Here is a 23,450-nt window from a genome sequence, read left to right as displayed (position 1 = left end):
CTCAAGACAATTCGGGCGCAGGCAGCGGCAAAGCGCTCGCGCCTTCCGGGCGCAACCCGTCGAAGATGATCGCCAGATAGCGCCGCCACAAATCGGGGGGCGGATCGGGGAGGCCTTCCATCACGTGCACCGGTGCGCACATCAACAGGAAGACATCGGTTCCGGTGACATCAGAGCGGATGGCGCCCGCGGCGCGGGCGTTGGCCACGAGCGTCTCGACGCCGGCATGCACCTCATCACGGATCGCTACCACCCTGGCATCGCCCGCGCTGTACGACTGCAGGTAGGTCAGATCATGCTGCCGTCGCTGATCGGCGGCGATGACCAGGAATTCCAGCAGCGCCTCACCGGGATCTGGGGCGTCGGCCAATCTGTGTGCGGCGTCGGTGAGGGTGACAAGGCGTTCGCAGACCAGGGCGGCGATCAGATCGTCTTTGCAGGCGAAGTGCCGGAACACCGTGCCCTTGGCCACCCCTGCACGACGGGCGATATCGGCAACCGAGGCCTCCACGCCGCGCTCGGCGAACACCTCCTCGGCGGCGGCCAGGAGCGATTCGCGGTTGCGCGCAGCATCGGCACGCAGGGTACGAGGGGAGGACGGCACCACCGCATGCTATCAAGTTGACCGCATGGTCATCTTCTGCCTACAGTGATGCCGCGCAAGATGACCGTACGGTCATCTTGCGTGTTGACGCGGAACACTGTGGAGGACAAATGGAATTGGCAGGCGCCACGGCTTTGGTCACCGGCTCCAATCGGGGTATCGGCATGCATTTTGCGACGGAACTCCTGCGGCGCGGGGCCAAGGTTTATGCCACGGCACGACGGCCCGAACTCATCGACATCCCGGGGGCCGAGGTGCTCCACCTGGACATCATGGTTCCGGACTCGGTCCGGGCCGCCGCCGAGATCGCCGGTGACGTCGACATCCTGATCAACAATGCGGCCGACACCGCGGGCGGCAGTTTGGTGACCGGCGATCTGGTGGCCATCCGGCACGTGATGGAGTCGAATTACTTCGGCACGCTGAACGTCATCCGGGCGTTCGCACCGGTTCTCGCGCGCAACGGCGGCGGTGCCATCGTCAACGTGCTGTCGGCTGCCGCGTGGGTCACGGTGGAGGGCAACACCGCCTACGCCGCGGCCAAATCGGCGGAATGGGGACTCACCAACGGTGTGCGCCTCGAATTGGCGCAGCAGGGAACCCATGTCGTCGGCCTCGTGCCCGGGCTCATCGGCACCGAGACGCTTTTCGAGTTCGCGAGCAAGGCCGGTATCGAGTTTCCCGAGGGTGCGGTCATCGAGCCGGCCGCACTCGTCGAGCTGGCCCTCGACGGGCTGGAGGCAGGCGAGATCGAGATCGCCGATGCGATCGGGCTTCGGGCCAAAGCCACACTGGCGGGGCCACCGCAAGTCTTTGCTCTGTGAAGCTGCCCCTCTGAAACCCGGTCGGCTCGCAACCAGCAGCGGACGCCGCCCGAACTGAACGGAGGGAGCGTTTGGTCCCTTGCTTCGAGGACCAGTGTCCCTAGCCCTGCGTGGAGCATCCCGCCGACGATCGCAGCATGACACCAGCCGGTAGCGATCTCATGATCATCGAGTCCGCCATGCCGGTGTTCGACGTCGCGATCGCAGAGCACGTGGTTGTCGCTGCCGACCCGTCGAGCACTTTCCACGCCGCGCGGGCGCTGGACCTGCTCAGCGTGCGCACGCCATTGTTGACGGCCTCGATGTGGTTGCGTGGTCTGCCCGCCCGCTTGTCGGGTGTGACGGCGCCGCGACCACCTCGGATTGTGATCGGTGAGGGAGTCGGGCTGCCTGGCTGGATGGCGCTCGGGGAGGTGGCGGACCGCGAGATCGCCTTCGGCGCCGTGGGAATATTCTGGCGGCCGGTCATCGAATGGCGGCACGTGGCACCGGAGAATTTCAGCGCGTTCGCCGAACCCGGTTGGGGAAAGATAGCCGCCGACTTCTCGGTCATGCGGTATGGGAAGCTCAGCACTCTGTTGAGCTACGAATGTCGCACCATGACAACCGATCCCGACTCCAGACGTGAATTCCTGCGCTACTGGTGGCTGGTCCGGCCGTTCGTCGCCCACATCATGCGCGCGACGGTGAACAAGATCAAGGCCGACGCCGAGGCGGCACCCGAGAACGGAGAGCGATGATGCGTGTTCTCGTTGCGTTCGGTTCCAAGCGGGGTGGCACGTCCGGGCTGGCCGACATGATCGGTGAGGCGTCGACCAAGGCCGGATGCGAAGCAGTGCCATGCCGCGCACGTTGCCTTCAAGCGCGGGATGGGCTTTGGGCGGAACACAGAACATTGCTCCCGGCGGCGAGTGGCAGCGGTGTGGACGCGAATTCAGCTCGCACACAAAGAGATATCCATGGGCTGAACCGGCGCGCTGACCGAAGTGCGTAGGACCCCAGCCCTGTGGTGGTGGTGCGGTGAACGGCAGCTGCGCTCGGACTCCCTCCTAGGAGCACTGCGCCCTGGTTGGCGCCCGATCGCGGCGCTACGGTCGTTGCTATGGCATCCAACGAGTGGCGACGGCGGTTGAAGACGACGATCGTGGTGGTCGCCACCTTGGTGGTGGCAGGGGTGACACTGGGTGTCAGCGCGACGAGTAACGCCGAAGATGTCGACCGAACCGTACGGGAGCAACGCAACGCCGAACTGGTGCGCGACGCCTTTGCGCGGGGTGTGGGGGACGAGACGAGTTTCTTTTCGATCTTGGCCGAGGACGTGCAGTGGACGGTCGCCAGGGCAGTCGATCCGACGACGTACACCAGCCGATCGGAGTTCCTGCGCGACGGCGTGGCACCCATCCAGTCGAGGCTCAACGCTCCGATCCAGGCGAACGTACAACAGCTGATCACCGATCACGATGTGGTGGTGGCGGTTTGGGACGGTACCGCGACTGCACGCGACGGTCTTCCTTACGTCAACAGCTACACGTGGGTGATGACCATGCGCGATGAACGAGTGGTACGTGTATCGGCATACCTCGACTTTGTCGCGCTGAACGGCCTGCTGGAACGAGTACCGCCGCAATGACCGCGCCTCTGGCAAGGGCCTCGCGACGGCCGGGTCGCGGACCCGCGTGAAGTATCCGATGCCCGCCTGACCTGGCAGAGTGACACCCGTGTCCGAACACGACGACACCGTCCGAGCGCTGTTGGCGTATTTGGGTGCTGCAATGGTCGCGACCGGGCAACCGGTGGGCGACGTGGAGGACGAGCTGGCCGAGGTGAGCCTCGCACTGGGATATCCCGACGTTCAGATTGCGGCCTCGCCGACCGGCGTCTTCATCGCCTTGACCAGTGGTGCTCCTGTCACGTTCGAGGCAGTCGCGGGCGGACTGCGCCTCGACCAGGCCGCCGAGGTCCGACTCATCCGGCACCGGTTGGTGCGGTCGGTCCTCACGGCGGCCGAGGCCACCGAGGAGCTGCGCGCCCTACGTGACCGCCCGCCGCGTTATCCGCAGTGGATGGCCAACCTCGGCTGGATCGCCATCGCGACCGGTATCGCGTTGATCCTGCAGCCCGGCGGCGCCAACGTCGTATTCGCCGCCGCGGGTGCGGTCGTGGTGGTGGCGCTCTTCCGCCTGGGACAGCGGTTCGGCCTGATCGCCACGCTGCTGCCCACGCTGGCAGCCTTCCTGCTTGCCTGCGGCGTCTTCGCCGCGGCCAACGCCGATCTGCTGGAGGGTCCGCTGCGCACCCTGTTGCCGCCGCTGGCGGTTCTGCTGCCCGGTGCGCTGATTGTGACGGCGATGTTCGAGCTCGCCGCCGGTGACATGGTGGCCGGTGCGTCGCGGCTGATCTTCGGGCTGGTCCAGCTGCTGCTGTTCACCCTGGGCATCGTCGCGGCCAGCCACCTGATCGCCGTGCCCGCAGCCGAGTTGACCAACCTGCGTGTCGACACCTTGGGCTGGTGGGCGGCGCCGCTGGGGCTGATCCTGATCAGCCTCGGAATCGGGGCGCTGGAGAGCCCGCCGCTCCGGTTGCTGCCGTGGATCATGCTGGTGCTGGTTCTCGCCTTCGCCGCCCAGAGCTTCGGACAACACGTCGGGGGAGCCGCGCTCGGCAGTTTCCTCGGTGCCGTCGCCGCCACCCTGGGTTCCTCACTCGTCGAGGCCGTGCGTCCAGATCTACCGCGGCTCGTGGTGTTCATGCCGGCCTTCTGGCTACTGGTTCCCGGCAGCCTCGGATTGCTGTCCACCACGACGCTGATCACCCATCCCGCCGGTGAGGCGGCAAATGCGTTCGACGTAGTGACGGTGGTCTGCGCGATCGCGGTGGGACTGTTGGTCGGTGCCGCGGTCGCCCGGTCCTTCGGCGGTGCCGTGGGCAGGTTGCGGCGTCGCGAACCGCGAGGTCGACGAGGACGGCTGGGCCGCAGCCTGCTGCGCTGACATCGCCCGAAGCCTCGGCGCCGGGGGCCCGGCACCGGGCTTTCCGGCGGCGCCGACGGGTGCGTCTCCCTTGAGGCGGATGCCAGATCAAACCGCTGGAACGCAAGCAGATGTGCCGATGACGGCTCCTGTCGTGTCAAGGGCTTGTACCTGGTACTGCAGTCCGGCCTTCGGGAGGGTGAAGGTGCTGTCGGCGCCGGTGGCGGGGATGGTCATGGTGCTGGTGAGGTGATGAGTATCGGTGCCGGAGAGCACCTTCCACCGTCTGACGGCGGTGGCCCCGTTCCACTGTGCGTGACCGGTGGTGCCGTCGATCTGCAGGTTCGGGGTGTCGTCGGGGGTGCCCTGCCAGCTGTCGAAGTAGGCCCGGTAGGTCGCACCGGGCAGCGAGACGTCGTAGAGCAGGTCGCCGTTGGCCCCGAACTCCGAGATGTGTCCGGCAGTACCCCATCCCGAGAACGTGTCGCCATTGCCGATCTGCTGCAGATTGCCCATCGCGCCGGCAACGAGGTTGCGTGGATGTGTTTGATTGCGGACGAGTGTCGCGACGTGGGTGGCGGGATCGAGGTGTATCCATTCCAGGCTCGACAGCCCGCCGCCGGCCGTCCCGGAATCGGAGTTGTTGTTGAACAAGGTGACCGTGTCAGGGCTCGGCATCTCCGCGTCATGCTGGAATGCGAATTCGGCGCCATCGGCCAATCGGTAGCTGGATTGTTTGCCCCCCAGCTGCCAATTGATGGTGCCCGTGCTGGGATTGACGTCCAGCACCGTTGACGCGTGTCGCAACGAGATCAGCAGGTTTCCTGACGGGTCAAGCGCAATCGAATTCATATGATACGGGTCCCACACCTGGTCTGGAACGTACTTCTGGTAGCTGTCGGTGATGGGTACGTGCTGCAGTGCGTCCCAGTGCGACAGGGGGTTTCCGGTAGCGACGTCGACCACGGTGGCAACGCAGTCATACATCTTGCCGTCTTTCGGGCCACCGACCGATGAGAGATCGGTGGTGATCTCCTTGTAGGACGTGATCAGGGCGTGGCCGTCGGGGGTGAGGCGGAACTCGTGGGCGTCAGAGCTCAGCCCGTCACCGGGAGTGAGTGTCTTGATGAGGTGGTAGTGAGAGTCCACGATGTAGTCTTCGCCCACGCCATGGCCGTTCAACCGACTGCCGACCCACCATGTCAGCACCGGTTCGCCGTTGAGACTCTGGGTCCGGAAATTGTTGGTGCCCTGCCCGTTCGGGGCGTCCCATCCCCAGACAAGGTGTCCGTCCTTGGTCATGATCCTCACACCGGACGGAGTTCCGTTCGGTGCATCGGCGCGGATGCCGGTTTGGTTCTCGGACGGAGTTTGTGCCGCGGTGCCGCTGGCTTTGTTCAGGTCGACGGCGGCACTGAAGCCGGTGGTGTAAAAGACGTCGCCGGTCAACCCGTCGGGCTTGTTCACGTTCACCGTGTACGAACCGCCCTGCAGGAGGTCGGCGACAGGAGTGGCGGCGAACGCGCCACCGTCGGTTTTCGCCAACACCGGGTGGCTCGGCGCCGAGGTGCCGCCTGATCCACAGGCAGCCACCACCATCGCCACGACACCGCATAGTCCGGTAAGCACCACCGGAGAACGCCACCGCGAAAACATCAATATCTCCTCGACGTCGGCCCCGAACGAGCACGGGGAACCTTGTCCCAAGCTATCGGCGCATCCCGGCCCATGACTGTGACGCACATGTGTAGGCGCTATGCCCTCACATCAACACAAACGCCGAGCGCACGATGTCGAAGAGGTCAGCGGTGCGGAACTGCCCCGTACGACAGGCCTGCTCAGCGCGGGCTCTCGACCATCCGCGCCACCACCTCGGTGAGCACGTCCACCCCGGCCGTCAGGTCGGCATCGTGGGTGTATTCGGCTTCCGCATGCGACACCCCGTCCACGCTGGGGATGAAGAGCATGACCGTGGGCACCAGGTCCTTCATGTTGGTCGAGTCGTGTCCGGCCCGGGTCAGCACCTGCATGTGGCTCAGGCCCAGGTCGTCGATGGCCGCTTCGGCCAGTGCCACCCCCTCGGGCTGATACGTGTGCCCCTTCCAGGTGTGGGCGAAGCGTCGTTCGATGCGCACGTCGGCGGCCACCTCGATTTCGGCGCAGGCCCGCCGCAGCTGTTCGTCGGCGGCCGCCAGCAATTCGTCGTCGGGCGATCGCAGGTCCAGGTGCATATGCACCTCGCGGGCCACCACCACCGGTGAGTTCGGGTACACCGTCAGCTGACCGCACGAGGTGTGCAACTGTTCGCCGTGTTGGTCGGCGATGTCCCGCAGCGCCACCACGATCTTGGCAGCACCCAGGAGCGCGTCCTGACGGTCGGCGATAGCCGTTGCGCCAGTGTGCGCTTGCGCACCGACCACGGCGATCTCGTATTTGTTGGCCGCCCAGGTGGCCGGTACGACGCCGAGTCGCACACCCGCCTTGTCGAGTTCACGGCCCTGCTCGATGTGGATCTCGGCATAACCGCACACGCTCAGCCCGCCAGGGGAGTGGTGGGAACCCGCTTCGAAAACATCGGTCTCGCCGCGCATTCCGAGGGCGTCCAAAGCCGCCCGGACCGTAACTCCGTCGGTGTCGGCGGTGGACAGCGCCGCGTCGAGGTCGATCTTCCCGGTGAACACCCCGCTGCCCTGCATCGACGGCTTGAATCGAGAGCCTTCCTCGTTGAACCAGTTCACCACCGCCAGGTTCACCCGCGCGCCGCCGGGCTGCGCGGCATAGTGGCGCAGCAACCGGCCCACAGCATGCGCGGCGGCCAGCACACCGTAGGCGCCGTCGAAGCGGCCACCCCGCGGCTGACTGTCCAGATGCGAGCCCACCAACACATACGGGGCGCCAGGCGTGAGTTCGCACAGACCGAACTGATTACCTATCCGGTCATAGGCAACCCGAAATCCTCTGGTGGACAACCACTGTGCCAGCCATTGCCGGGTCTGGCCATCGGCGGCGGTGCCGGCCTGGCGTTCGACACCGCCGGCTGGGGTGGCGCCGAAGCCCGACATGGTGGTGAAATCCGCGAGGAACTGTTGGTCGGCGACGGGATTCGGTGGGACTCGTACGGTGGTCATGGTGCTCCGATTCGACGTGGTGTTCACAGGCGCGCCGACAACTGAGGCTGCAGTGCCGGTATCACGTGGTCGCCGTAGGCGGTCAGTGTCGCATCGATGCCGTCGTGCTGCAGATAGGCGGCGAACTGGTCGACACCGAGATCGCTGAGTTCCTGCAGCCGGGACACGTGCTGGTCGGGTGTGCCCAGCAGGCAGAAGCGGTCGATGATCCCGTCGGGGACGAAGTCGGCGTGGGTGTTTCCCGCCTTGCCGTGCTGGTTGTAGTCGTACCCGCAGCGGTGTTCGATGTAGTCGGTCAGCGCGCGTGGTACTCCGGCTCCGTCGCCACCGTAACGGGCGACCAGGTCGGCGACGTGATTGCCCACCATGCCGCCGAACCACCGGCACTGATCCCGTTGGTGGGCAACATCGGTGCCGACGTAGGCGGGTGCGGCGACGACAACCTTCACCGCGGCCGGATCGCGACCGGCGGCTTCTGCCGCTCGCTTCACCCGTCCGACCATCCATTCGACAATCAGCGGATCCGCGATCTGGAGGATCACCCCGTCGGTCTGCCGGCCGATCAGGTCCAGCATCCGGGGGCCGTAACCGGCTCCGTAGACCTCGAGCTCGGACCGGCGAGCCCACGGGAACTGGACAGTGGCGCCGTTGATCTCGACGCTGCGGCCGTTGCCGAGCTCACGGATCACCTGCACGGCGGCTCCGAGCTCGGCGACCGAGCAGGGTTTGCCCGAGGTGACCCGCACCGCTGAGTCGCCGCGACCGATACCGCACACCGTACGGTTGCCGAACATCGAGTTCAGCGTCGCGTACGTGGAGGCGGTGACGGAGTTGTCCCGGGTCAATGGGTTGGTGACCATGGGGCCGACGGTCACCGTCCTGGTGGCCGACAGGATCTGGCTGTAGATCACGTAGGGTTCCTGCCACAGGACGTGCGAGTCGAAGGTCCAGACATGACTGAACCCACGGTTCTCCGCCGAGACCGCGAGCTCGACGACCCGTGATGCGGGCGGGTTGCACTGCAGGACGACACCGAAATCCATCTCCGGCCTTTCTAGATCAGGTTCTGGCTCACGCCGCGGCGGACGAACCGGCCGTCGGTGCGACTACCCAGGTACGTTCCGTCATCGACGATGCGCTTGCCGCGGGAGAACACCACGGCGATACCGCCGTCGATGCTGAATCCCTCCCACGCGGAATGGTCCATGTTCATGTGATGTGTGGCGCCCAGACCTATCTCGGTGCGCGCGTGGGGGTCGTAGATCACGACGTCGGCGTCGGCCCCCGGACTGATCACGCCTTTGCGTGGGTACATGCCGAACATTCGGGCCGGCTCGGTGCTGCATACCTGCACCCACCGTTCGAGGCTCATCCGGCCGTCGACCACGCCCTGGTACATCAGGTTCATCCGGTGTTCGACGCCCCCGATGCCGTTGGGAATCTTCGAGAAGTCGCCCAGGCCCATCTCCTTCTGGCCCTTCATGCAGAACGGACAGTGGTCGGTGGCGACACCGGTGACGTCACCGGTGCGGATGAAACGCCACAACTCGTCCTGATGCCCCTCGGCGCGGGACCGCAGGGGAGTCGAGCACACCCACTTGGCGCCCTCGAATCCCGGTGCACCCAAATGCTCCTCCAGAGACAGGTAGAGGTACTGCGGGCAGGTCTCGGCAAAGACGTTGGCGCCGTTGCCGCGGGCCGTCGCGATCTGTTCCAACGCCTGTTTGGCGGAGACGTGCACCACGTAGAGCGGCACTTTGGTGACATCGGCCAGCATGATGGCCCGGTGCGTGGCCTCCTCTTCGAGCTGCCAGGGCCGGGAGAGGCCGTGGTAATAGGGTGAGGTCTCGCCGCGCTCCAGATGCTGAGCCACCAATTCATCGATGGCGATCCCGTTTTCGGCGTGCATCATCATCAGGGCACCCACATCGGCGCAACGCTGCATGGCCCGCAGGATCTGGCCGTCGGTGGAGTAGTAGACCCCGGGGTAGGCCATGAACAACTTGACGCTGCTGACCCCTTCGGTGATCAGTTGCCCGATCGCGGATAGCGAGTCGGCGTTGACGTCCCCGATGATCTGATGAAAGCCGTAGTCGATGGCACAGTTGCCGGCCGCCTTCTCGTGCCACTGTCCCAGCGTGTCCAGGACGGCGGTCCCCGGGGTCTGGATGGCGAAGTCGACGATCGTGGTGGTGCCACCCATGGCCGCCGCGAAAGTACCGGTCTCGAAGGTGTCCGATGCCGTGGTCCCGCCGAATGGCATCTGCATGTGGGTGTGGGCGTCCACGCCACCCGGGATGACGTACTTGTCTGTCGCGTCGACGAGGTGGTCGACGTTCTCGGCCAGGCCTGGGCCGAACGGGGTGGAACCGGGCTGAATCAGCGCCGCGATGGTCTCGCCGTCGATCAGCACGTCCAATTCCTGGCGGCCGGTGGCCGAAATGACCGTTCCGCCGTGGATCAGCGTGGTCGTCATGTGTCTCCGTTCGAAGAGGTCTCGGGTACGTGCGGTGGTCAGCCGACGGGCGCGGTGTGTTCGCGTGTGGGGTCCGGCTCGGAACGGTCGGCCGGTTCCACGGTCTTGCGCCACGTGCCGATGGCACGCATGAGGTGATAGATCACCACCGCGGCGATGGCGCCCAGCGCTATGCCGCCGAAGCTCAAACCACCGATGCTCCAGGTGAAGTCGGCGATGCCGATCACCAGCGGCACAGCTGCGGTGATCTGGTTGATGGGTTGGGAGAAGTCCACCTTGTTCAGCACCCAGATGTGCACGCCGAGGATGCCGACCAGGCCGTACAGCACCACCGTCGCGCCACCCAATACCCCCGGCGGGATCGACGCGATGGCTGCGCCGACCTTCGGGCACAGCCCGAGGAGCAGGGCGGCCAGCCCGGCTACCCAATACGCGGCCGTGGAGTACACCTTGGTCGCGGCCATCACCCCGATGTTCTCCGCGTAGGTGGTGGTCGCCGATCCGCCGCCGCTGCCCGCCAACGTGGTGGCCAGTCCGTCGGCGAACAGGGCGCGTCCCATGTGCTTGTCGTTGTCGATGCCGGTCATCGCGCTGATGGACTTGACGTGGCCGATGTTCTCGACCACGAGGACCAGGACGACGGGAATGAACATCGGCAGCACCGACAGATGGAAGCTCGGTGCCGTGAAGTCCGGCAGGCCGATCCACGCGGCAGCACCGATGGCCGAGGTGTCCACCTCGCCGCGCAGCAACGCGACGAAGTAGCCCACGACCACGGCGGTGAACACGGCGAGGCGCCCCAGCAGGCCCCGAAAGAGCACCAGCGAGAGCACCATCATGGTCAGGACGATGAAGGCGGTGACCGGGGCGTGCTCGAAATTCGTCTTGGCCGTCGGAGCCAGATTGAATCCGACCAGGGCCACAATGGCTCCGGTGCTCACCGGGGGCATCAGGCGTTCGATCCAACCGATGCCGGCGAAGTGCACCACCGCGCCGACAAGCATGACCAGCACCCCGACCATGATGATGCCGCCGAGCGCACCGGCCGGTCCGTCGGAGGCCGATGCCGCCGTCACCGGTGCGATGATCGCGAAGCTCGAACCCAGATAGCTCGGCAACTGGTTGCGGGTGATGGTCAGGAACAGAATGGTTCCGATCCCGGAGAACAACAGTGTCGTCGCAGGGGGGAATCCGGTGAGGATGGGAACCAGGAAGGTGGCGCCGAACATGGCCACCACATGTTGTAGGCCGATGCCGATGGTGCCCGGCCACGACAGCCGTTGATGGGGCGCGACGACACCGCTGCCGTCGGTGGGTTGCCAACGGAACATCGACATGTGGTTTCTCCTTGCTGGGTCGGTCGGGTGTCGACGTCGCTGTCGAAGTTCGAGCTCAGGCGAGCTCGAGATGATTGAGCCGGAACACGTTTCCGGCGGGGTCTGCCAGCACCGATTGCCAGGCTCCGTAATAGGTCCGCGCCGGGTCCTTGATGCAGCGGGCACCCTCGGCTACCGCCGCCTGGGTCATGACGTCGACCCGCTTGTCACTGTCCAGTTCGAAGGTCAGGAACTGCGTTGTCCCGGAGGTTGATTCGGGGCGGTCCAGGTTCAGCAACTCATAGGCGTGGGTAGAGCTGAAGCCGAGGATGGTGGCACCGATGCGCAGCCCGCGGAAGTGATCGGAGCGCAATTCGACCACTTCGGGGAGGTCGAACACGGCTCGGTAGAAGTCGCTGAGCCCCACGATGTCGTCGGTGATGACGCTGGCAAATGACAGATGGATTTCGGGCATGGTCGTCCTTGTTCGGGGTGTGGTCACAGATCGAGTACCAGGCGACCGCCTGCGGCTCTGCTGACGCAGGGGATGAAGCGTCTGCCTGCCGCCTTCGCTCGCGCTGAGAGCACGGTGTCGAGGTGCAGGGGTTCACCGGCCAGCAGGGTTTGGACGCAGGCGCCGCACTCGCCGCGCAGGCAGTTCGAGTCGATACCCGGTATCCGCTCCTGCAGTACCTGTAGTGCGGTCCGGTCTGGAGTGACTGTGAGAACCTCACCGGTGGAACGCAACTCGATCTCGAATGCCTCGGGCATCAGCTGGCCGCGAATGCGATGGTCTTCTCGAATTTCTGCGTCAGATGGTCCCCGGACGTGATGGGTGCGTATTTCGGTTCGGTTCCCGGTGTCAGGCAGCTCGGCAGGCATTCGACCAGTGCGTCGTAGTTGGGCTGGTGGAAGAAGACCAGGCTCATCCGACGGGTGTTGCCGGTGGAGTCCGGGCGGGGCGGACGCACCCGATGTCGGGTCGAGATCCACAGATCGTTGGTCCACTGCGCCATCAGGTCACCGATGTTGACCACCAAGGCGCCGGGCACCACCGGCACCGGTTCCCAGTCGCCGTCCTGGGTGAACACCTCCAGCCCGCCCGGTGCCTCCTCCTGGCGCACGATGGTCAGGCTGCCGTAGTCGGTGTGCGCCCCGGCGCGCATCTGGCCCGGCAACGGGGGAGTGTCCATGTGCGGGTAGTTGATCGCCCGCAACATGCTGATGTCCTTGTCGATGGCCCCGTCGAAGAAGTCGGGATCCAAATCCAGGCCGCGTGCGAAACCGCTCATCAGGCGTCGGGCCAGGGCGTTCATCGCACGGAAATAGTCGGTCCAGATCTGCTCCATGTTGTCCGGGCGGGCGGGCCACTGGTTGGGCAGGAAGTGCGGACCGGCGTTCTCGGGGGCGAAGTAGGGATCGGCACTGTCCACGTCAACCGGACCGATGTCGAACTTCTCGTGCAGGTCACGTGGTTGTTCGACGTCTTCGCTGTAGGAGAATGCCTGCTCACCGATCGAGGAATAGCCGCGGACGGCGTCGGGGCTGGGCTGGCGCACCCGGCGCTTCTCGTCGGCGTCGAGGGCGAAGAACTCGTCCGACACTCGGTACATCTCCGAGATCAAGTCATCGGGAATGCCGTGGTTGACCACTTGGAAGAAGCCGATCTCGCGACCGGCATGGTCGAGGGCTTCTCCGACGCGCCGCTTGGCGTCGTCGTCACCGTCGGTCAGGGCGGAGATGTCGATGATCGGAACTACGGACACGGCAAGTCCTCACACTCGTTCGGGGATCGGTTCTGAATGAGTCTGTCCCCGAATGGATTCGAGATGAAGATGCCAAAGCCACCCGTTGTGGCGCGCAACGCTGTGCGCTGGTCACATCGGAAATGTTGCGGAAACAACACCTAACGCCCGGGAAACGTTGGGTGGTGTGTTCGTTACCGCGACGGCGGGTCAGTCGTGTGGCACGGCGCGACCGAACGTGGTCTGCCGCACGTACTTCTCGCGCAGGTGCACGCCCGCGATCAATTCCTGCCGAGGTCCGGTGTCGGGTCCGCGCAGCGTCGGCAACTCTTCGACGACGGCGTCGTAATTGGGATGCTGGTAGTACGCGAACGCCATCCGGGTTCCGCCGAATCCCACCGAGCGCGGTGGATTGGCGGTGCGATGAACGGTGGCCGACCAGTGATTGCCGGTCCATTCGGCGAGCAGATCACCGACGAGCACCACGAGAGTGCTCGGGGCCGTGCTCACGTCGAGCCACTCGCCGTCACGGTCGAACACCTGCAGGCCACCGGTCGTGGACTCGGCACACACGATGGTGAACGCCCCGTAGTCGGTGTGGGTGCCGGCCCGGTACTGGTACGGGAACGGGGTCTCCAACTGTGGTGGGTAGTGCAGGGCGCGCAGCATGCTCATCTCGCGATCGAACATCGGCTCGAAGTGGTTGCGGGCCATACCGAAACCCTCGGCGGTCAACGCCAACAGCCCGGCGCCGATCCGCTGCATCTGCCGGTAATGGTGCTCCCAATGGGCCCTGAATTCGGCAGGCTGCGTTGGCCACAGATTGGGGAATGCCATCTCGGCGGCACCGGGTTCGCCGAGGACCGGCGCCTGGATCGGGCCGATGTCCATCTTCTCCTTGAGATCGCCGTGCGACTCCTCGTCCAGCGAGTAGGCCATCCCCTCGGAACCAACCCCGGACCAGCCCCTGACCTGCTCCGGGCTGGGTTGTGCGACCTCGGCCTTCTCGTTGGCGGGCCGCTCGAAGAACGTCCTCGTGACGTCGAACAAGGCGGAGATGGCCGTCGGCGTCAGTCCGTGCGTGGTGAGGTGGGCGTAACCGACCGTGGACAGGGCGGTGTCCAGCAACTCGAACTGCCGAAACCGGTCGGCGGGCACTGGCCCGCACGCCTGTGCGAAATCGATCGGCGGCACGGTGATCATCCGACTACTGTGCATCATGTGCTGCCGGCCGTGACGTGCGAGGGATCAGCGTATGCCGCTGGCTGCGGTGATGCGCGGCACTGAGATTGTCACCGTCGCAGACGTCGCGGCGGTACTGGCGCTACCGGTGGTGACGAGCCAGGTGACCACCGACGCGGCGGTGAGCGGCGTCGTCGACAGTGCTGCCGGCCCATGGACGGTGACCGAACTGGTGCACGTTCGCTGGGAGTCCGCACGCGCCGGCGGCCCCTTCCCTGATCTCACGTTGCTGCTCGCCGACGTGCTCCGGACCAGGCCCGCGGCCGTGGTGGTGTCGCCAAGCCGGCCGGTCAACGCCCCGCCGGCCGCGGTCGAGCTGGCCGAACGGGCGAACGTCGCTGTCCTATGGGACCGCGACGGCTCGGCCGATGTCGCCGGGGCGGTGCGCCGGCTCTGCGCGCCGCAGCAACCAGACGTGGCCGTCCCGGATCTCGGCGAGTTCGCGGCGCGCGTCTTGGCGGTCGCCGATGACCTGGCGGCGATTCTGGAGTTGCTCGGTACGGCGCTCGGGGCCCGGTGCAGTGTTCGGGCGCTCCGGGGCGCCGCGTCCGACGATGTCATCCGGGTGGACTCGCGGACCGCGCTCGAGGTGGATCGAGCCACCCCGCTGGGGGACCAGGAACGGCGCCTGATCGACGTGGTGCGTCCGGTGCTGTCGATACACACCAAGAATGCCGACGCGGGCGGTGACGACCGAGTCGTCGAAGCCACGCGGTCGTTGAAGCTGATCCTCGGTGACGATCTGGCCGAGCGCGAGCAGGCGGTGCGGCGCAGCAGGCGGTTGTCCTTGTTCAGCGACAAATCCGTGGTCTTCTTGGCGGTGGAACCGTTCAACGTTCCCATGGACATGGGCGGCCTCGCCCAGCTCCGCGACGACATCGCCCCGGTGGCAACCCGATTCGACCCCAACGCGATAACCCTGGTCAAGAGCGGGCTGGCGGTTGTGGTGATCGGAGCCTCCGTTGACCTGGAGTCCTTCCAGCGCGCACTCAGCCGTGCGGTGAAAGCGCCCGTCGCCGTCGGCGTCGGGGCTGAAGTCGACGAACCGCGGGGTTATCCCAGTTCCTTCCGGCAGGCGCAGCGCGCCGTCGCGGTCGGCCGGTCGATCGGGGCGATCAACCGGCTCACCAGGTACCGGGACCTCGGAGTGCTGGCGCTGCTGTACCAGTTACCCGAACATGCGCGCCGAAGTTTCGTCGCCGAGACGCTCGGGTCCATCACCGGAGCCGACAGTGAGAGCCTGGAGCAACGCCGGGTGCTGCGCATGCTGCGTGCCACCGACTGTAATGTGACCGAGTCCGCACGTCGACTTTTCATCCATCCGAATACGCTGCGCAGCAAGATCTCTCGTATCGAATCCGTCACGGGCCCAATACTGAGCGACCCTGAGCGCAGGCTTACCGTCTTCGTCGCGCTGGCTGCGTTCTCTCTCGACAGCCGAACCGACAGCTGACAGATCATGTCCCGGCATCGCGAACCGACGCGTCATGACGATGACGGTTCGTTCCTCATGCGCGGACCAACAGCACCACTCCGGCCGCAGTGCTCAACGCCAATGCCATGCGGCTCACCGTCGTCGACGACAGCCGGGCGCCCAGTGGCCTGCTGGCCGCGGCACCGAGCAGCACGGCGCCGGCCAACTCCGCCGCCCACAGTGCAGCCGATGCGTCGGCTCGGCCCATTGCGTACCGCATCGCCAGCGTGACTGCCGACACGGCGAGGAAGACCGCGGACAGCGTGGCGCGAACGGTGGCTGCGTCGCCGGCCCGATAGACCAAGGTCACCGGCGGCCCCGGCAATGCGGCGACCCAATTCAGTGCTCCCGCGGTGAATCCCGCGATACCGGTGCTCATCGGGGTGATGGGCAACCGCAACCCGGCCAGTCCGGCGGCGCCGGCGACGATCACGGCGACCGCGATGGCGGCGCCGAGGAACCCGCCCGGCACGACCGCACTGACCACCAGACCCGCCGCGATACCGGGCACCGCGGCGCATGTACAGACCCTGGCGAAGCGCCAGTCGAGTGCCCGCCGATCGGCCCACGCGGAGTAGCCCGTGACGGCGAGTGTCAGCCACAGCAGCGTGTCGGGTACCAGTGCGGGTGCGGCGAGCAGCAGTGGTGGTGCGGCCGTCAGCCCGAAACCGGCCCCGGTCAGCGTCTGCACCGCAGCGGCAAGGCAGAGCGCCAGAGCGGCGACGACGAGGTGTCCGTGCATGCCCTCACCCTGCATCGCCATCTGTCCTGTGCGAAGGTCCAGAAGGTGCTGTATTCGGAGGGGCCAGTTAGCATCGGTCGATGGCAGCAGGCTCCACGCGACCGGAGGAGTTCGACAAGCTGGCGATCGATGCGACCTCGGCGGTGCCGCTGTACCGGCAGGTCCGCGCGGTGCTGGAGGATCAACTCGCCAGAGGGGTGTACGCGGCGAATCGACCGTTGCCGTCGACCCGCTACCTGTCCCAGACCCTCGGGGTTTCGCGCAACACGGTGGCATTGGCGTACCAGGAGCTGACCAGCCTCGGACTCGTCGAGAGCCAACCGCGTTCCGGGCTGTATCCGGTGGCGTTGACGCGCGGCGACGGTCCTCGGCGGATCCGCGCCACACCGCACGCCAGAGGCGTGGACTGGGCGGCACGGCTGGCGGCCCGGCCAGGCGAGTCGAACCAATTGCCGGTTACCCGTGCGCCTGCCTTCCCGGACTGGCGAGAATTCCGGTATCCGTTCATCAGTGCTCAGCCCGAGCTGAAGAGCTTTCCGGTGCGTGGCTGGCAGCGCGCCGCCGTGGAGGCGCTGCAAACACCGCATCTGGCCTACAGCGTGCGCGACGCAGGCGATCTGGATGACCCCCTGCTCGTGGAGGCGTTGTGCAACGAGATCCTGCCGCCGCGCGGGGTGCACGCCGCGCCCGATGAGGTATTGGTGACCTCGGGCGCCCAGCAGGGGTTGTCCTTGCTCGCCGACGTCCTGCTCTCGCCGAAGTCGACTGTCGCGGTGGAGAATCCGGGCTATGTCGATGCCTGGCACATATGCTCGCGCATCGGTGCGTCCGTGGTCCCCGTACCCGTCGACCAACGTGGTGCCGCAATCGAACAAGCCCCCGGCTTCGACGCGATCTACCTCACCCCCAGCCACCACCACCCGACGAACGTCACGCTGAGCCTGCCGCGCCGCCGCATACTTGTCGACGAGCTCGAGGAACGCGATGCCTTTGCAATCGAGGACGACTACGACAGCGAGTTCCGCTTCCGCGGCCAGCCCACCCCGTCGCTGAAGTCGATGGACACCACCGGTCGCGTGGTGTACATCGGATCGTTCTCCAAGTTCCTGTCGGCCGGACTGCGGTTGGGGTTCGTGGTCGCACACCGCGACGTCATCGCCGCGCTGCGCGCCGAGCGTCACCACCGCTCCAAGCATCTACCCGGGCACCTGCAACGTGCCATGGGCATATTCATCGCATCCGGTGAGTACCACCGAACGTTGCGGGGACAGCGCCGACGGTTGCGCGCCAGCTGGGAAGTGCTGACGGCGTCGGTCCGCCGGTATCTGCCGATGGCCGAGGACGCCTTCCCGCCCGGCGGGGTGAGCCTGTGGTATGCCGCTCCGGACGGCATCGACTGCAAGCGTTGGGCATTGCGCGCCCGCGAGCAAGGTGTGCTGGTCGCCGACGGATCCAGGTACTTCTTTCCGGGGACCTGGCGCAACAACTACCTGCGCATCGGATTCAGCTCGCTGCCCACCGACCTGATCGAACCGGGCGTGCGGGCCCTCGCCGGCGCACTGCCCCGGTGATCACACCGCGCACAACGCATCGTCGAGGATGGCCAGCGCTTGCTTGGTGTCCTGCGGGCTGACGTTGCACGGCGGCACCAGATGGAAACGGTTGTAATTGCTGAACATCAACAGGCCATTGGTGCGCGCGCGATCGGCGATCGCACGCATCGCGGGCGACGTCCCGCCGTAGGGAGCCAGCGGCTGCTTGGTGTCACGATCGGTGACCAGTTCCACCGCCCAGAAGACTCCGAGACCGCGGACCTCGCCGATGATCTGGTGACGCTCGGCGAGCTCGGCCAGGCCGGGGCCGAGGACCTCGGTGCCGATGCGTTCGGCGTTCTCGACGACGGCCTCGTCGCGCATCACGTTGATGGTGGCCACAGCGGCCGCGCAGGCCAGCGGGTGTCCCGAGTAGGTCAGGCCGCCGGGGTAGGGAGTGTCCGCGAACCGGGCCACGATCGGGTCGCTGACGATGACGCCGCCGAGCGGGACGTAACCGGAATTCACTCCCTTGGCGAAGGTGATCAGATCGGGCGTGACCCCGAAATGCTCGAGGGCCAACCACTTTCCCGTCCTGCCGAATCCGGCCATGACCTCGTCGAGGATCATCACGATGCCGTACTGGTCGCACAGCTCGCGAACTCCGACCAGGTATCCCGGCGGTGGCACCATGATCCCTGCCGTGCCGGGCACCGTTTCGAGGATGATGGCGGCGAACGACTCCGGACCCTCGAACTCGATCAGCGAACGCAGGTGCGCAAGGGCGTTGGCCGATTCCTCTTCCTCGGTGCGGGAGCCGAATTGGCTGCGATAGCGGAACGGGCCGAAGAAGTGCACCGCACCCGACGACCCGTAGTCGCTGGGCCAACGTCGCGGGTCCCCGGTGAGATTGATGGCCTGATGGGTGGCGCCGTGGTACCCCCGGTACGCCGACAGCGTCTTGTACCGGCCGGTGTACAGGCGTGCCATGCGGATGGCGTGTTCGACGGCGTCGGCACCTCCGTTGGTGAAGAAGACCCGGTTGAAGCCCGCGGGAGCGATCTGGGTGATGAGGTCCGCGGCGTGGGCGCGCGCCTCGTTGGCATGCTGGGGGGCGATGGTGCACAAGGTGGCCGCTTGCTTGGCGATGGCGTCGACGACCTTCGGGTGCTGGTGGCCGACGTTGGTGTAGACCAACTGCGAGCTGAAGTCGAGCAGCCGGTTGCCGTCGCCGTCGATCACGTGGCTGCCCTCGGCGCCGGTGATCACGAGCGGATCGAGCTGGTCCTGGGCCGACCACGAGTGAAAGACTCGGCTGCGGTCGAGGTCGTAGATACGGCGGGCAGCGGCGCTGGCGGGTGCTGGCAAGGCTGGCTCCTCTCGGGGACGGCGGAAGACGCGTCGGATGGGACCGTCTGATGCCACGGTGTCACCGTGTCGGCCACCGGCACAGGTGCAGACGGCGCCGAATCGACGGTGCCAGTTGCCGTCCCTGAGGTGGGCATCGGACCCGGTTTGGTTAACAGCGGGCGGCTGCGGTTACCACTGGCCTGGTCAACTACTCATGGAGTGGACCTGTCGAAGGGGCCAGATGTGCCGGAGTCTGGTCGCCATGACATCGGATACGACGAGCCGCAGGGTTGCCGTGGTCACCGGCGCCAGCAGCGGCATCGGTGCCGCGACGGCGGTGCACCTGGCAGCGGTGGGTTACGATCTCGTCCTCGCCGCCCGCCGGCATGACAGGTTGGTGGACCTCGCCGCGAAGATCACCGCCGATCATCCCGAACGCACGGTCTCCGCACACGAACTCGACGTGACCGACTCCGAGGCGGTGGACGCCTTCTGCAGTCGCGTCGACGCCGTCGAGGTTCTGGTCAACAACGCCGGCGGCGCGGTGGGCGTCGACTCGATCGCGTCCTCGTCCGACGCGGACTGGCAGGCGATGTTCGACGTCAACGTCCTCGGGGTGCTGCGGATCACCCGCGGACTGCTGCCCCGGTTGCGCGCATCGGGCGCGGGCACCATCGTGACCATTGGATCGATCGCCGCCGTCGAGCCGTACCTCGGTGGCGGCGGGTACAACGCCGCCAAGCACGCGGTCCGGGCGCTCACCCGGGTACTGCGACTCGAGCTGCTCGGCGAACCGGTGCGCGTATGTGAGATCGATCCGGGGATGGTCGAGACCGAATTCTCGATCCGCCGCTTCGGCGGCGACCGCGACCGTGCGGCCGCCGTCTACGCGGGCGCCGAACCGCTGACCGCCGATGACGTCGCCGAAGCGGTCACCTGGGTCGTCACACGGCCCGCCCGAGTCAACGTCGACTCCATGCTGTTGCTCGCGCGCGATCAGACCAGCGCACAACGTGTCCATCGGAGGACGTCATGACACAGGTAGTCGCGGGACAGGACATCGCGTCCCAGCACGACACACACGAGCCGCCCGAGCGCCGCGCACTCATCCGGCGGCTACCAGTAGGGTCGCCGTCGGCGCTGCGGCACTGGGGTATTCGGCTCGGGGCGCTGACGGTCTTCCTCGCCGGGTGGTGGATGGTGACGGCGGCACATATCGTCGAGCCGCTCTACCTGCCGGGCCCGGGCGACGTGTGGCGGGCATTCGTCAGAGCCAACTCCTGGCATCAGGTGGCGCCCGGGGTGCCGCGCGAAGTGCTCGGTGAGCAGAACTACTTCTTGTGGGAACACCTGGTCGCCAGTCTGCAACGAATATTCGTCGGTGTCGGCGTCGCCATCGTCGTGGGAATGCTGCTCGGATTCGCGATGGGTTCGTCGAAATCGGTTGCGACGATGGTCGAACCGTATCTCAACTTCCTGCGGGCACTTCCCCCGCTCGGGTACTTCAGCCTGCTGATCGTCTGGTTCGGGATCGGTGACACCTCGAAGGTGTGGTTGCTGTTCCTTGCGGCGTTCCCCGCGGTCACGGTGGCCACGCTCTCCGGTGTGCTCGGCGTCAAACGAGACTACGTGAATGCAGCAAGAGCGTTGGGAGCCAGCAGATCCCAGGTTGTGCTGCGCGTTGTCATGCCGGCCTCGGTGCCCGACATCGTCAACGGCGTGCGGTTGGCCGTCGGCTTCGCGTGGACGACGGTGGTGGCCGCGGAACTGAACAACGGCATTCCCGGAATCGGTGGACTCGCGTACGTGGCGGGGACACAACTGCGCACCCCGTTGGTGATCGCCTGCATCATCGTCATCGGTATCACGGCATTGCTGCTGGATTCGGTGATCAAGTGGATCGGACTGTTGGCCGCACCGTGGAAGGGCCGAGCATGAGAAACCCCCTTGCGCTGACGGGCGCACTGTTGGCGTGCGCACTGACGCTGACCGGCTGCATCGTGGAGTCGGGACGCGGTGAGATGAGCCGCTCCCTGATCCCCGAGGTGAACTGCCCGGTGGACCCCGACCCGTCGATCACCACCGACATCCGCATCGGATTCCAGCAGATCCCGAACGGCGACCTGATCGTCAAGGACGCCAATCTGCTCGCCAAGTGCATGCCGAAGGCCACCATCACGTGGACGCAGTTCTCGTCCGGCGCCGACGTGGTTCGCGCGTTCGGGTCGAACTCGCTGGACCTCGGACTGATGGGCTCGGCACCCGCCGCCAAGTCGCTTTCCGCACCGCTGAACCTCGACGTCCGCGTGGTGTGGGTGCAGGACGTGATCGGGGGAGCGGAGTCGCTCGCGGTCAAGGATCCGGGCATTTCGAACATCACCGGACTGCGCGGCAAGCGGATCGGAGTGCCGTTCGGCTCGACATCGCACCTGAGCTTGCAATCCGCTCTCGACCATGCGGGACTGGCCCAGTCGGTGACGGTGATCAACTTGGAGCCCAGCGCCATTGTGGGCGCCTGGCAGGGAAACCAGATCGACGCGGCGTGGATCTGGGAACCGACGCTATCCGAGCTGACGAAGGATGGCCATGTCGTCATGACGGCTGAGGACACCGCCAAGGCCGGCAGCCCGACCTACGATCTGGAGGGCGCGCGCGGCGAGTTCGTCACGTCCAACCCCGCGGCGATGCGGATGTGGACGATCGCCCAGAACTGGGCCGTCGGCCAGATTCGCAACGACCGGCAGGATGCGGTGGCCCGCCTGGCAGGCCAACTCGGGGTCGATCCCGCCCAAGTCAGCACCCAACTCGACGGCTACCTGTACCTGGACGCCGCGGAACAGGCCGCCCCGCAGTACCTCGGCGGTGGTCTCGGCACCGACATCCGCAACACCGCACTGTTCCTGCAGACGCAGAGTGGGGTCGACGCGGTCGGACCGCCCTCGGTGTACGCCGCAGCCCTCTACCCCGACGCAGCCCGAGAGGTGGCCGACAAGTGACCGAACCGGATGACCTGAGCGCACGCCTGACGCTGACCCAGGTGGGGCAGACCTACCAGTCGAACGGCGACGAGGTGGTGGCCGTGCAGCCGACCGACCTGACGATCGATCCGGGAGAGTTCATCTCCCTGGTGGGGCCGTCCGGGTGCGGTAAGACCACGCTGTTGCAGATGCTCGCCGGGTTCCTCGAGCCGACCTCGGGCACGATCATGATCGGCAATACGCACGTGCGCGGACCGTCGCCCGACCGCGGCGTGGTGTTCCAGGCACCGACGCTGTACCCGTGGCTGTCGGTGCTGGGCAACGTCGAGTTCGGCCTGCGGATGCGTGGGATGGACAAGGCCACCCGTCACGAGAAGGCCACGGCCATGCTGAACCTCGTCGGGTTGACCGGGTTCGGTGGGCGTCGACCCTACGAACTGTCCGGCGGCATGCAGCAGCGGGCCCAGATCGCGCGAGTGCTCGTCAACGACCCACGGATCATCCTGATGGACGAGCCCTACGGGGCGTTGGACCCGTTGACCCGCGAACGTCTTCAGGTCGAACTGCTGTCGCTGTGGCGGCGCGAACGCAAAACCGTGGTCTTCGTGACGCATTCGGTGGAGGAAGCGGTGTTCCTGTCGACCAGGGTGCTCGTCATGAGCGCCAGGCCGGGCCGGGTCATCATCGACCGCAGGATCGAATTGCCCAGCGACGGGCCGGATGTCGTGCGCGACCCCAGTGTCATCGCGACACCGGAGTTCCAGCAGCTCAAGATCGAGCTCGCCGAGGCGATCTACGCCGCTCACGCATGACCGCTACCGGTCGACAGTGGCGCCACCACGTGCATTGTGGCATTTGACCTGCATAGTCAACTCAGTGCGTTGCCGGCGAACGCGGCGTCCTCGCGAGAGTTTCGGACAAACGCAGGGCTGTCGCCGTCCACCACCCGCTCGCAGCATGTGATGGTGGCGCCGTCGGATGGATGGTTGGCTCTAGCGGTGATTCGGGTGTGCTGGGGGGCCGAGGTGTTCCCCCTGTTCGCGGGGGCGCCGGGGCGACACTGGCCGCCG

Annotated in this window: 22 protein-coding genes; 10 read left to right on the top strand and 12 right to left on the bottom strand. The window is 66.3% G+C overall.

What is annotated here, in order from left to right; all coding sequences use genetic code 11:
- Position 1: 1 nt before the first annotated feature.
- On the bottom strand, positions 2 to 604 hold the full coding sequence (locus tag AWB94_RS11450; protein WP_062659171.1) for a TetR/AcrR family transcriptional regulator: 603 nt from the start codon (positions 602 to 604) through the stop codon (positions 2 to 4).
- A gap of 110 nt (positions 605 to 714) precedes the next feature.
- On the opposite strand from AWB94_RS11450, the gene AWB94_RS11445 reads away from it, so the two are divergent.
- From AWB94_RS11445 to AWB94_RS11430, 4 genes are all read left to right on the top strand, one after another.
- Positions 715 to 1,428: an SDR family NAD(P)-dependent oxidoreductase gene (locus tag AWB94_RS11445; protein ID WP_062659096.1), complete on the top strand. Its 714-nt coding sequence runs from the start codon at positions 715 to 717 to the stop codon at positions 1,426 to 1,428.
- Positions 1,429 to 1,565: 137 nt separating this feature from the next.
- Positions 1,566 to 2,168, top strand: coding sequence for a hypothetical protein (locus AWB94_RS11440; RefSeq protein WP_131805393.1), 603 nt, complete (start codon positions 1,566 to 1,568; stop codon positions 2,166 to 2,168).
- Positions 2,169 to 2,530: 362 nt separating this feature from the next.
- Positions 2,531 to 3,058: a nuclear transport factor 2 family protein gene (locus AWB94_RS11435; protein ID WP_062659098.1), complete on the top strand. Its 528-nt coding sequence runs from the start codon at positions 2,531 to 2,533 to the stop codon at positions 3,056 to 3,058.
- An 88-nt stretch (positions 3,059 to 3,146) separates the two neighbouring features.
- The gene (locus AWB94_RS11430; protein WP_234811705.1) at positions 3,147 to 4,418 is read left to right on the top strand and encodes a threonine/serine exporter family protein; all 1,272 of its coding nucleotides are present in this window, start codon (positions 3,147 to 3,149) and stop codon (positions 4,416 to 4,418) included.
- Between the two features lie 87 nt (positions 4,419 to 4,505).
- Here the strand turns inward: AWB94_RS11430 and AWB94_RS11425 are convergent, their stop codons facing one another.
- From AWB94_RS11425 to AWB94_RS11385, 9 genes are all read right to left on the bottom strand, one after another.
- The gene (locus tag AWB94_RS11425) at positions 4,506 to 6,053 is read right to left on the bottom strand and encodes an arylsulfotransferase family protein (protein WP_064961373.1); all 1,548 of its coding nucleotides are present in this window, start codon (positions 6,051 to 6,053) and stop codon (positions 4,506 to 4,508) included.
- A 182-nt stretch (positions 6,054 to 6,235) separates the two neighbouring features.
- The gene (locus AWB94_RS11420; protein WP_062659172.1) at positions 6,236 to 7,525 is read right to left on the bottom strand and encodes a M20 family metallo-hydrolase; all 1,290 of its coding nucleotides are present in this window, start codon (positions 7,523 to 7,525) and stop codon (positions 6,236 to 6,238) included.
- Between the two features lie 23 nt (positions 7,526 to 7,548).
- Positions 7,549 to 8,568 (bottom strand): TIGR03842 family LLM class F420-dependent oxidoreductase, encoded by a 1,020-nt coding sequence (locus tag AWB94_RS11415; RefSeq protein ID WP_062659101.1) that lies wholly within the window; start codon positions 8,566 to 8,568, stop codon positions 7,549 to 7,551.
- Positions 8,569 to 8,579: 11 nt separating this feature from the next.
- Entirely contained in the window at positions 8,580 to 10,001 is a 1,422-nt protein-coding gene (gene hydA / locus AWB94_RS11410) for a dihydropyrimidinase (RefSeq protein WP_062659102.1), read from the bottom strand.
- Between the two features lie 38 nt (positions 10,002 to 10,039).
- The gene (locus AWB94_RS11405) at positions 10,040 to 11,338 is read right to left on the bottom strand and encodes a uracil-xanthine permease family protein (protein WP_062659103.1); all 1,299 of its coding nucleotides are present in this window, start codon (positions 11,336 to 11,338) and stop codon (positions 10,040 to 10,042) included.
- Between the two features lie 55 nt (positions 11,339 to 11,393).
- Positions 11,394 to 11,792 carry a VOC family protein gene (locus AWB94_RS11400; RefSeq protein ID WP_062659104.1) on the bottom strand — a complete coding sequence of 133 codons (399 nt, stop codon included), beginning with the start codon at positions 11,790 to 11,792 and terminating at the stop codon, positions 11,394 to 11,396.
- 23 nt (positions 11,793 to 11,815) lie between these two features.
- Positions 11,816 to 12,088 carry a 2Fe-2S iron-sulfur cluster-binding protein gene (locus AWB94_RS11395; protein ID WP_062659105.1) on the bottom strand — a complete coding sequence of 91 codons (273 nt, stop codon included), beginning with the start codon at positions 12,086 to 12,088 and terminating at the stop codon, positions 11,816 to 11,818.
- Positions 12,088 to 13,083 carry an isopenicillin N synthase family dioxygenase gene (locus AWB94_RS11390; RefSeq protein WP_062659106.1) on the bottom strand — a complete coding sequence of 332 codons (996 nt, stop codon included), beginning with the start codon at positions 13,081 to 13,083 and terminating at the stop codon, positions 12,088 to 12,090. The genes AWB94_RS11395 and AWB94_RS11390 overlap by 1 nt, the downstream gene beginning before the upstream one ends.
- A 189-nt stretch (positions 13,084 to 13,272) precedes the next feature.
- Positions 13,273 to 14,265, bottom strand: a complete 993-nt coding sequence (locus tag AWB94_RS11385; protein WP_062659107.1) for an isopenicillin N synthase family dioxygenase — start codon at positions 14,263 to 14,265, stop codon at positions 13,273 to 13,275.
- Between the two features lie 52 nt (positions 14,266 to 14,317).
- Between AWB94_RS11385 and AWB94_RS11380 the strand changes: the two genes are divergently transcribed.
- Complete coding sequence (locus AWB94_RS11380) at positions 14,318 to 15,757, top strand: PucR family transcriptional regulator (protein WP_062659108.1); 1,440 nt, start codon at positions 14,318 to 14,320, stop codon at positions 15,755 to 15,757.
- Positions 15,758 to 15,812: 55 nt separating this feature from the next.
- On the opposite strand, the gene AWB94_RS11375 is transcribed toward AWB94_RS11380, so the two are convergent.
- Positions 15,813 to 16,520 carry a TSUP family transporter gene (locus AWB94_RS11375; protein WP_165605387.1) on the bottom strand — a complete coding sequence of 236 codons (708 nt, stop codon included), beginning with the start codon at positions 16,518 to 16,520 and terminating at the stop codon, positions 15,813 to 15,815.
- An 80-nt stretch (positions 16,521 to 16,600) separates the two neighbouring features.
- Between AWB94_RS11375 and pdxR the strand changes: the two genes are divergently transcribed.
- The gene (gene pdxR / locus AWB94_RS11370; protein WP_062659110.1) at positions 16,601 to 18,091 is read left to right on the top strand and encodes a MocR-like pyridoxine biosynthesis transcription factor PdxR; all 1,491 of its coding nucleotides are present in this window, start codon (positions 16,601 to 16,603) and stop codon (positions 18,089 to 18,091) included.
- Here the strand turns inward: pdxR and AWB94_RS11365 are convergent, their stop codons facing one another.
- Positions 18,092 to 19,420: an aspartate aminotransferase family protein gene (locus tag AWB94_RS11365; protein ID WP_084395432.1), complete on the bottom strand. Its 1,329-nt coding sequence runs from the start codon at positions 19,418 to 19,420 to the stop codon at positions 18,092 to 18,094.
- A gap of 244 nt (positions 19,421 to 19,664) precedes the next feature.
- On the opposite strand from AWB94_RS11365, the gene AWB94_RS11360 reads away from it, so the two are divergent.
- From AWB94_RS11360 to AWB94_RS11345, 4 genes are read left to right on the top strand one after another with little or no spacing between them, the layout of a single operon-like run.
- Complete coding sequence (locus AWB94_RS11360) at positions 19,665 to 20,438, top strand: SDR family NAD(P)-dependent oxidoreductase (protein ID WP_062659111.1); 774 nt, start codon at positions 19,665 to 19,667, stop codon at positions 20,436 to 20,438.
- A complete protein-coding gene (locus tag AWB94_RS11355; RefSeq protein WP_062659112.1) occupies positions 20,435 to 21,340 on the top strand; it encodes an ABC transporter permease in 906 nt (301 codons plus the stop codon). Before AWB94_RS11360 ends, AWB94_RS11355 begins: the two co-directional genes overlap by 4 nt.
- Entirely contained in the window at positions 21,337 to 22,398 is a 1,062-nt protein-coding gene (locus AWB94_RS11350; RefSeq protein ID WP_062659113.1) for a taurine ABC transporter substrate-binding protein, read from the top strand. Before AWB94_RS11355 ends, AWB94_RS11350 begins: the two co-directional genes overlap by 4 nt.
- On the top strand, positions 22,395 to 23,192 hold the full coding sequence (locus tag AWB94_RS11345) for an ABC transporter ATP-binding protein (protein ID WP_062659114.1): 798 nt from the start codon (positions 22,395 to 22,397) through the stop codon (positions 23,190 to 23,192). The genes AWB94_RS11350 and AWB94_RS11345 overlap by 4 nt, the downstream gene beginning before the upstream one ends.
- The last annotated feature ends 258 nt before the right edge of the window (positions 23,193 to 23,450 follow it).

Source organism: Mycolicibacterium canariasense, assembly GCF_002101555.1.
In the GTDB taxonomy this organism is placed as follows: domain Bacteria; phylum Actinomycetota; class Actinomycetes; order Mycobacteriales; family Mycobacteriaceae; genus Mycobacterium; species Mycobacterium canariasense.
Note: the sequence above shows the minus strand (reverse complement) of the source record. Positions and strands in the feature narration are given on the sequence as shown.

Excerpts from the sequence above, each read along its gene's own strand:
- AWB94_RS11445 (WP_062659096.1), top strand. The coding sequence starts at position 715 with ATGGAATTGGCAGGCGCCACGGCTTTGGTCACCGGCTCCAATCGGGGT.
- AWB94_RS11440 (WP_131805393.1), top strand. The coding sequence starts at position 1,566 with ATGACACCAGCCGGTAGCGATCTCATGATCATCGAGTCCGCCATGCCG.
- AWB94_RS11435 (WP_062659098.1), top strand. The coding sequence starts at position 2,531 with ATGGCATCCAACGAGTGGCGACGGCGGTTGAAGACGACGATCGTGGTG.
- AWB94_RS11425 (WP_064961373.1), bottom strand. The coding sequence starts at position 6,053 with ATGTTTTCGCGGTGGCGTTCTCCGGTGGTGCTTACCGGACTATGCGGT.
- AWB94_RS11420 (WP_062659172.1), bottom strand. The coding sequence starts at position 7,525 with ATGACCACCGTACGAGTCCCACCGAATCCCGTCGCCGACCAACAGTTC.
- AWB94_RS11415 (WP_062659101.1), bottom strand. The coding sequence starts at position 8,568 with ATGGATTTCGGTGTCGTCCTGCAGTGCAACCCGCCCGCATCACGGGTC.
- hydA (WP_062659102.1), bottom strand. The coding sequence starts at position 10,001 with ATGACGACCACGCTGATCCACGGCGGAACGGTCATTTCGGCCACCGGC.
- AWB94_RS11405 (WP_062659103.1), bottom strand. The coding sequence starts at position 11,338 with ATGTCGATGTTCCGTTGGCAACCCACCGACGGCAGCGGTGTCGTCGCG.
- AWB94_RS11400 (WP_062659104.1), bottom strand. The coding sequence starts at position 11,792 with ATGCCCGAAATCCATCTGTCATTTGCCAGCGTCATCACCGACGACATC.
- AWB94_RS11395 (WP_062659105.1), bottom strand. The coding sequence starts at position 12,088 with ATGCCCGAGGCATTCGAGATCGAGTTGCGTTCCACCGGTGAGGTTCTC.
- AWB94_RS11385 (WP_062659107.1), bottom strand. The coding sequence starts at position 14,265 with ATGATCACCGTGCCGCCGATCGATTTCGCACAGGCGTGCGGGCCAGTG.
- AWB94_RS11380 (WP_062659108.1), top strand. The coding sequence starts at position 14,318 with ATGCCGCTGGCTGCGGTGATGCGCGGCACTGAGATTGTCACCGTCGCA.
- AWB94_RS11375 (WP_165605387.1), bottom strand. The coding sequence starts at position 16,520 with ATGCACGGACACCTCGTCGTCGCCGCTCTGGCGCTCTGCCTTGCCGCT.
- pdxR (WP_062659110.1), top strand. The coding sequence starts at position 16,601 with ATGGCAGCAGGCTCCACGCGACCGGAGGAGTTCGACAAGCTGGCGATC.
- AWB94_RS11360 (WP_062659111.1), top strand. The coding sequence starts at position 19,665 with ATGACATCGGATACGACGAGCCGCAGGGTTGCCGTGGTCACCGGCGCC.
- AWB94_RS11355 (WP_062659112.1), top strand. The coding sequence starts at position 20,435 with ATGACACAGGTAGTCGCGGGACAGGACATCGCGTCCCAGCACGACACA.
- AWB94_RS11350 (WP_062659113.1), top strand. The coding sequence starts at position 21,337 with ATGAGAAACCCCCTTGCGCTGACGGGCGCACTGTTGGCGTGCGCACTG.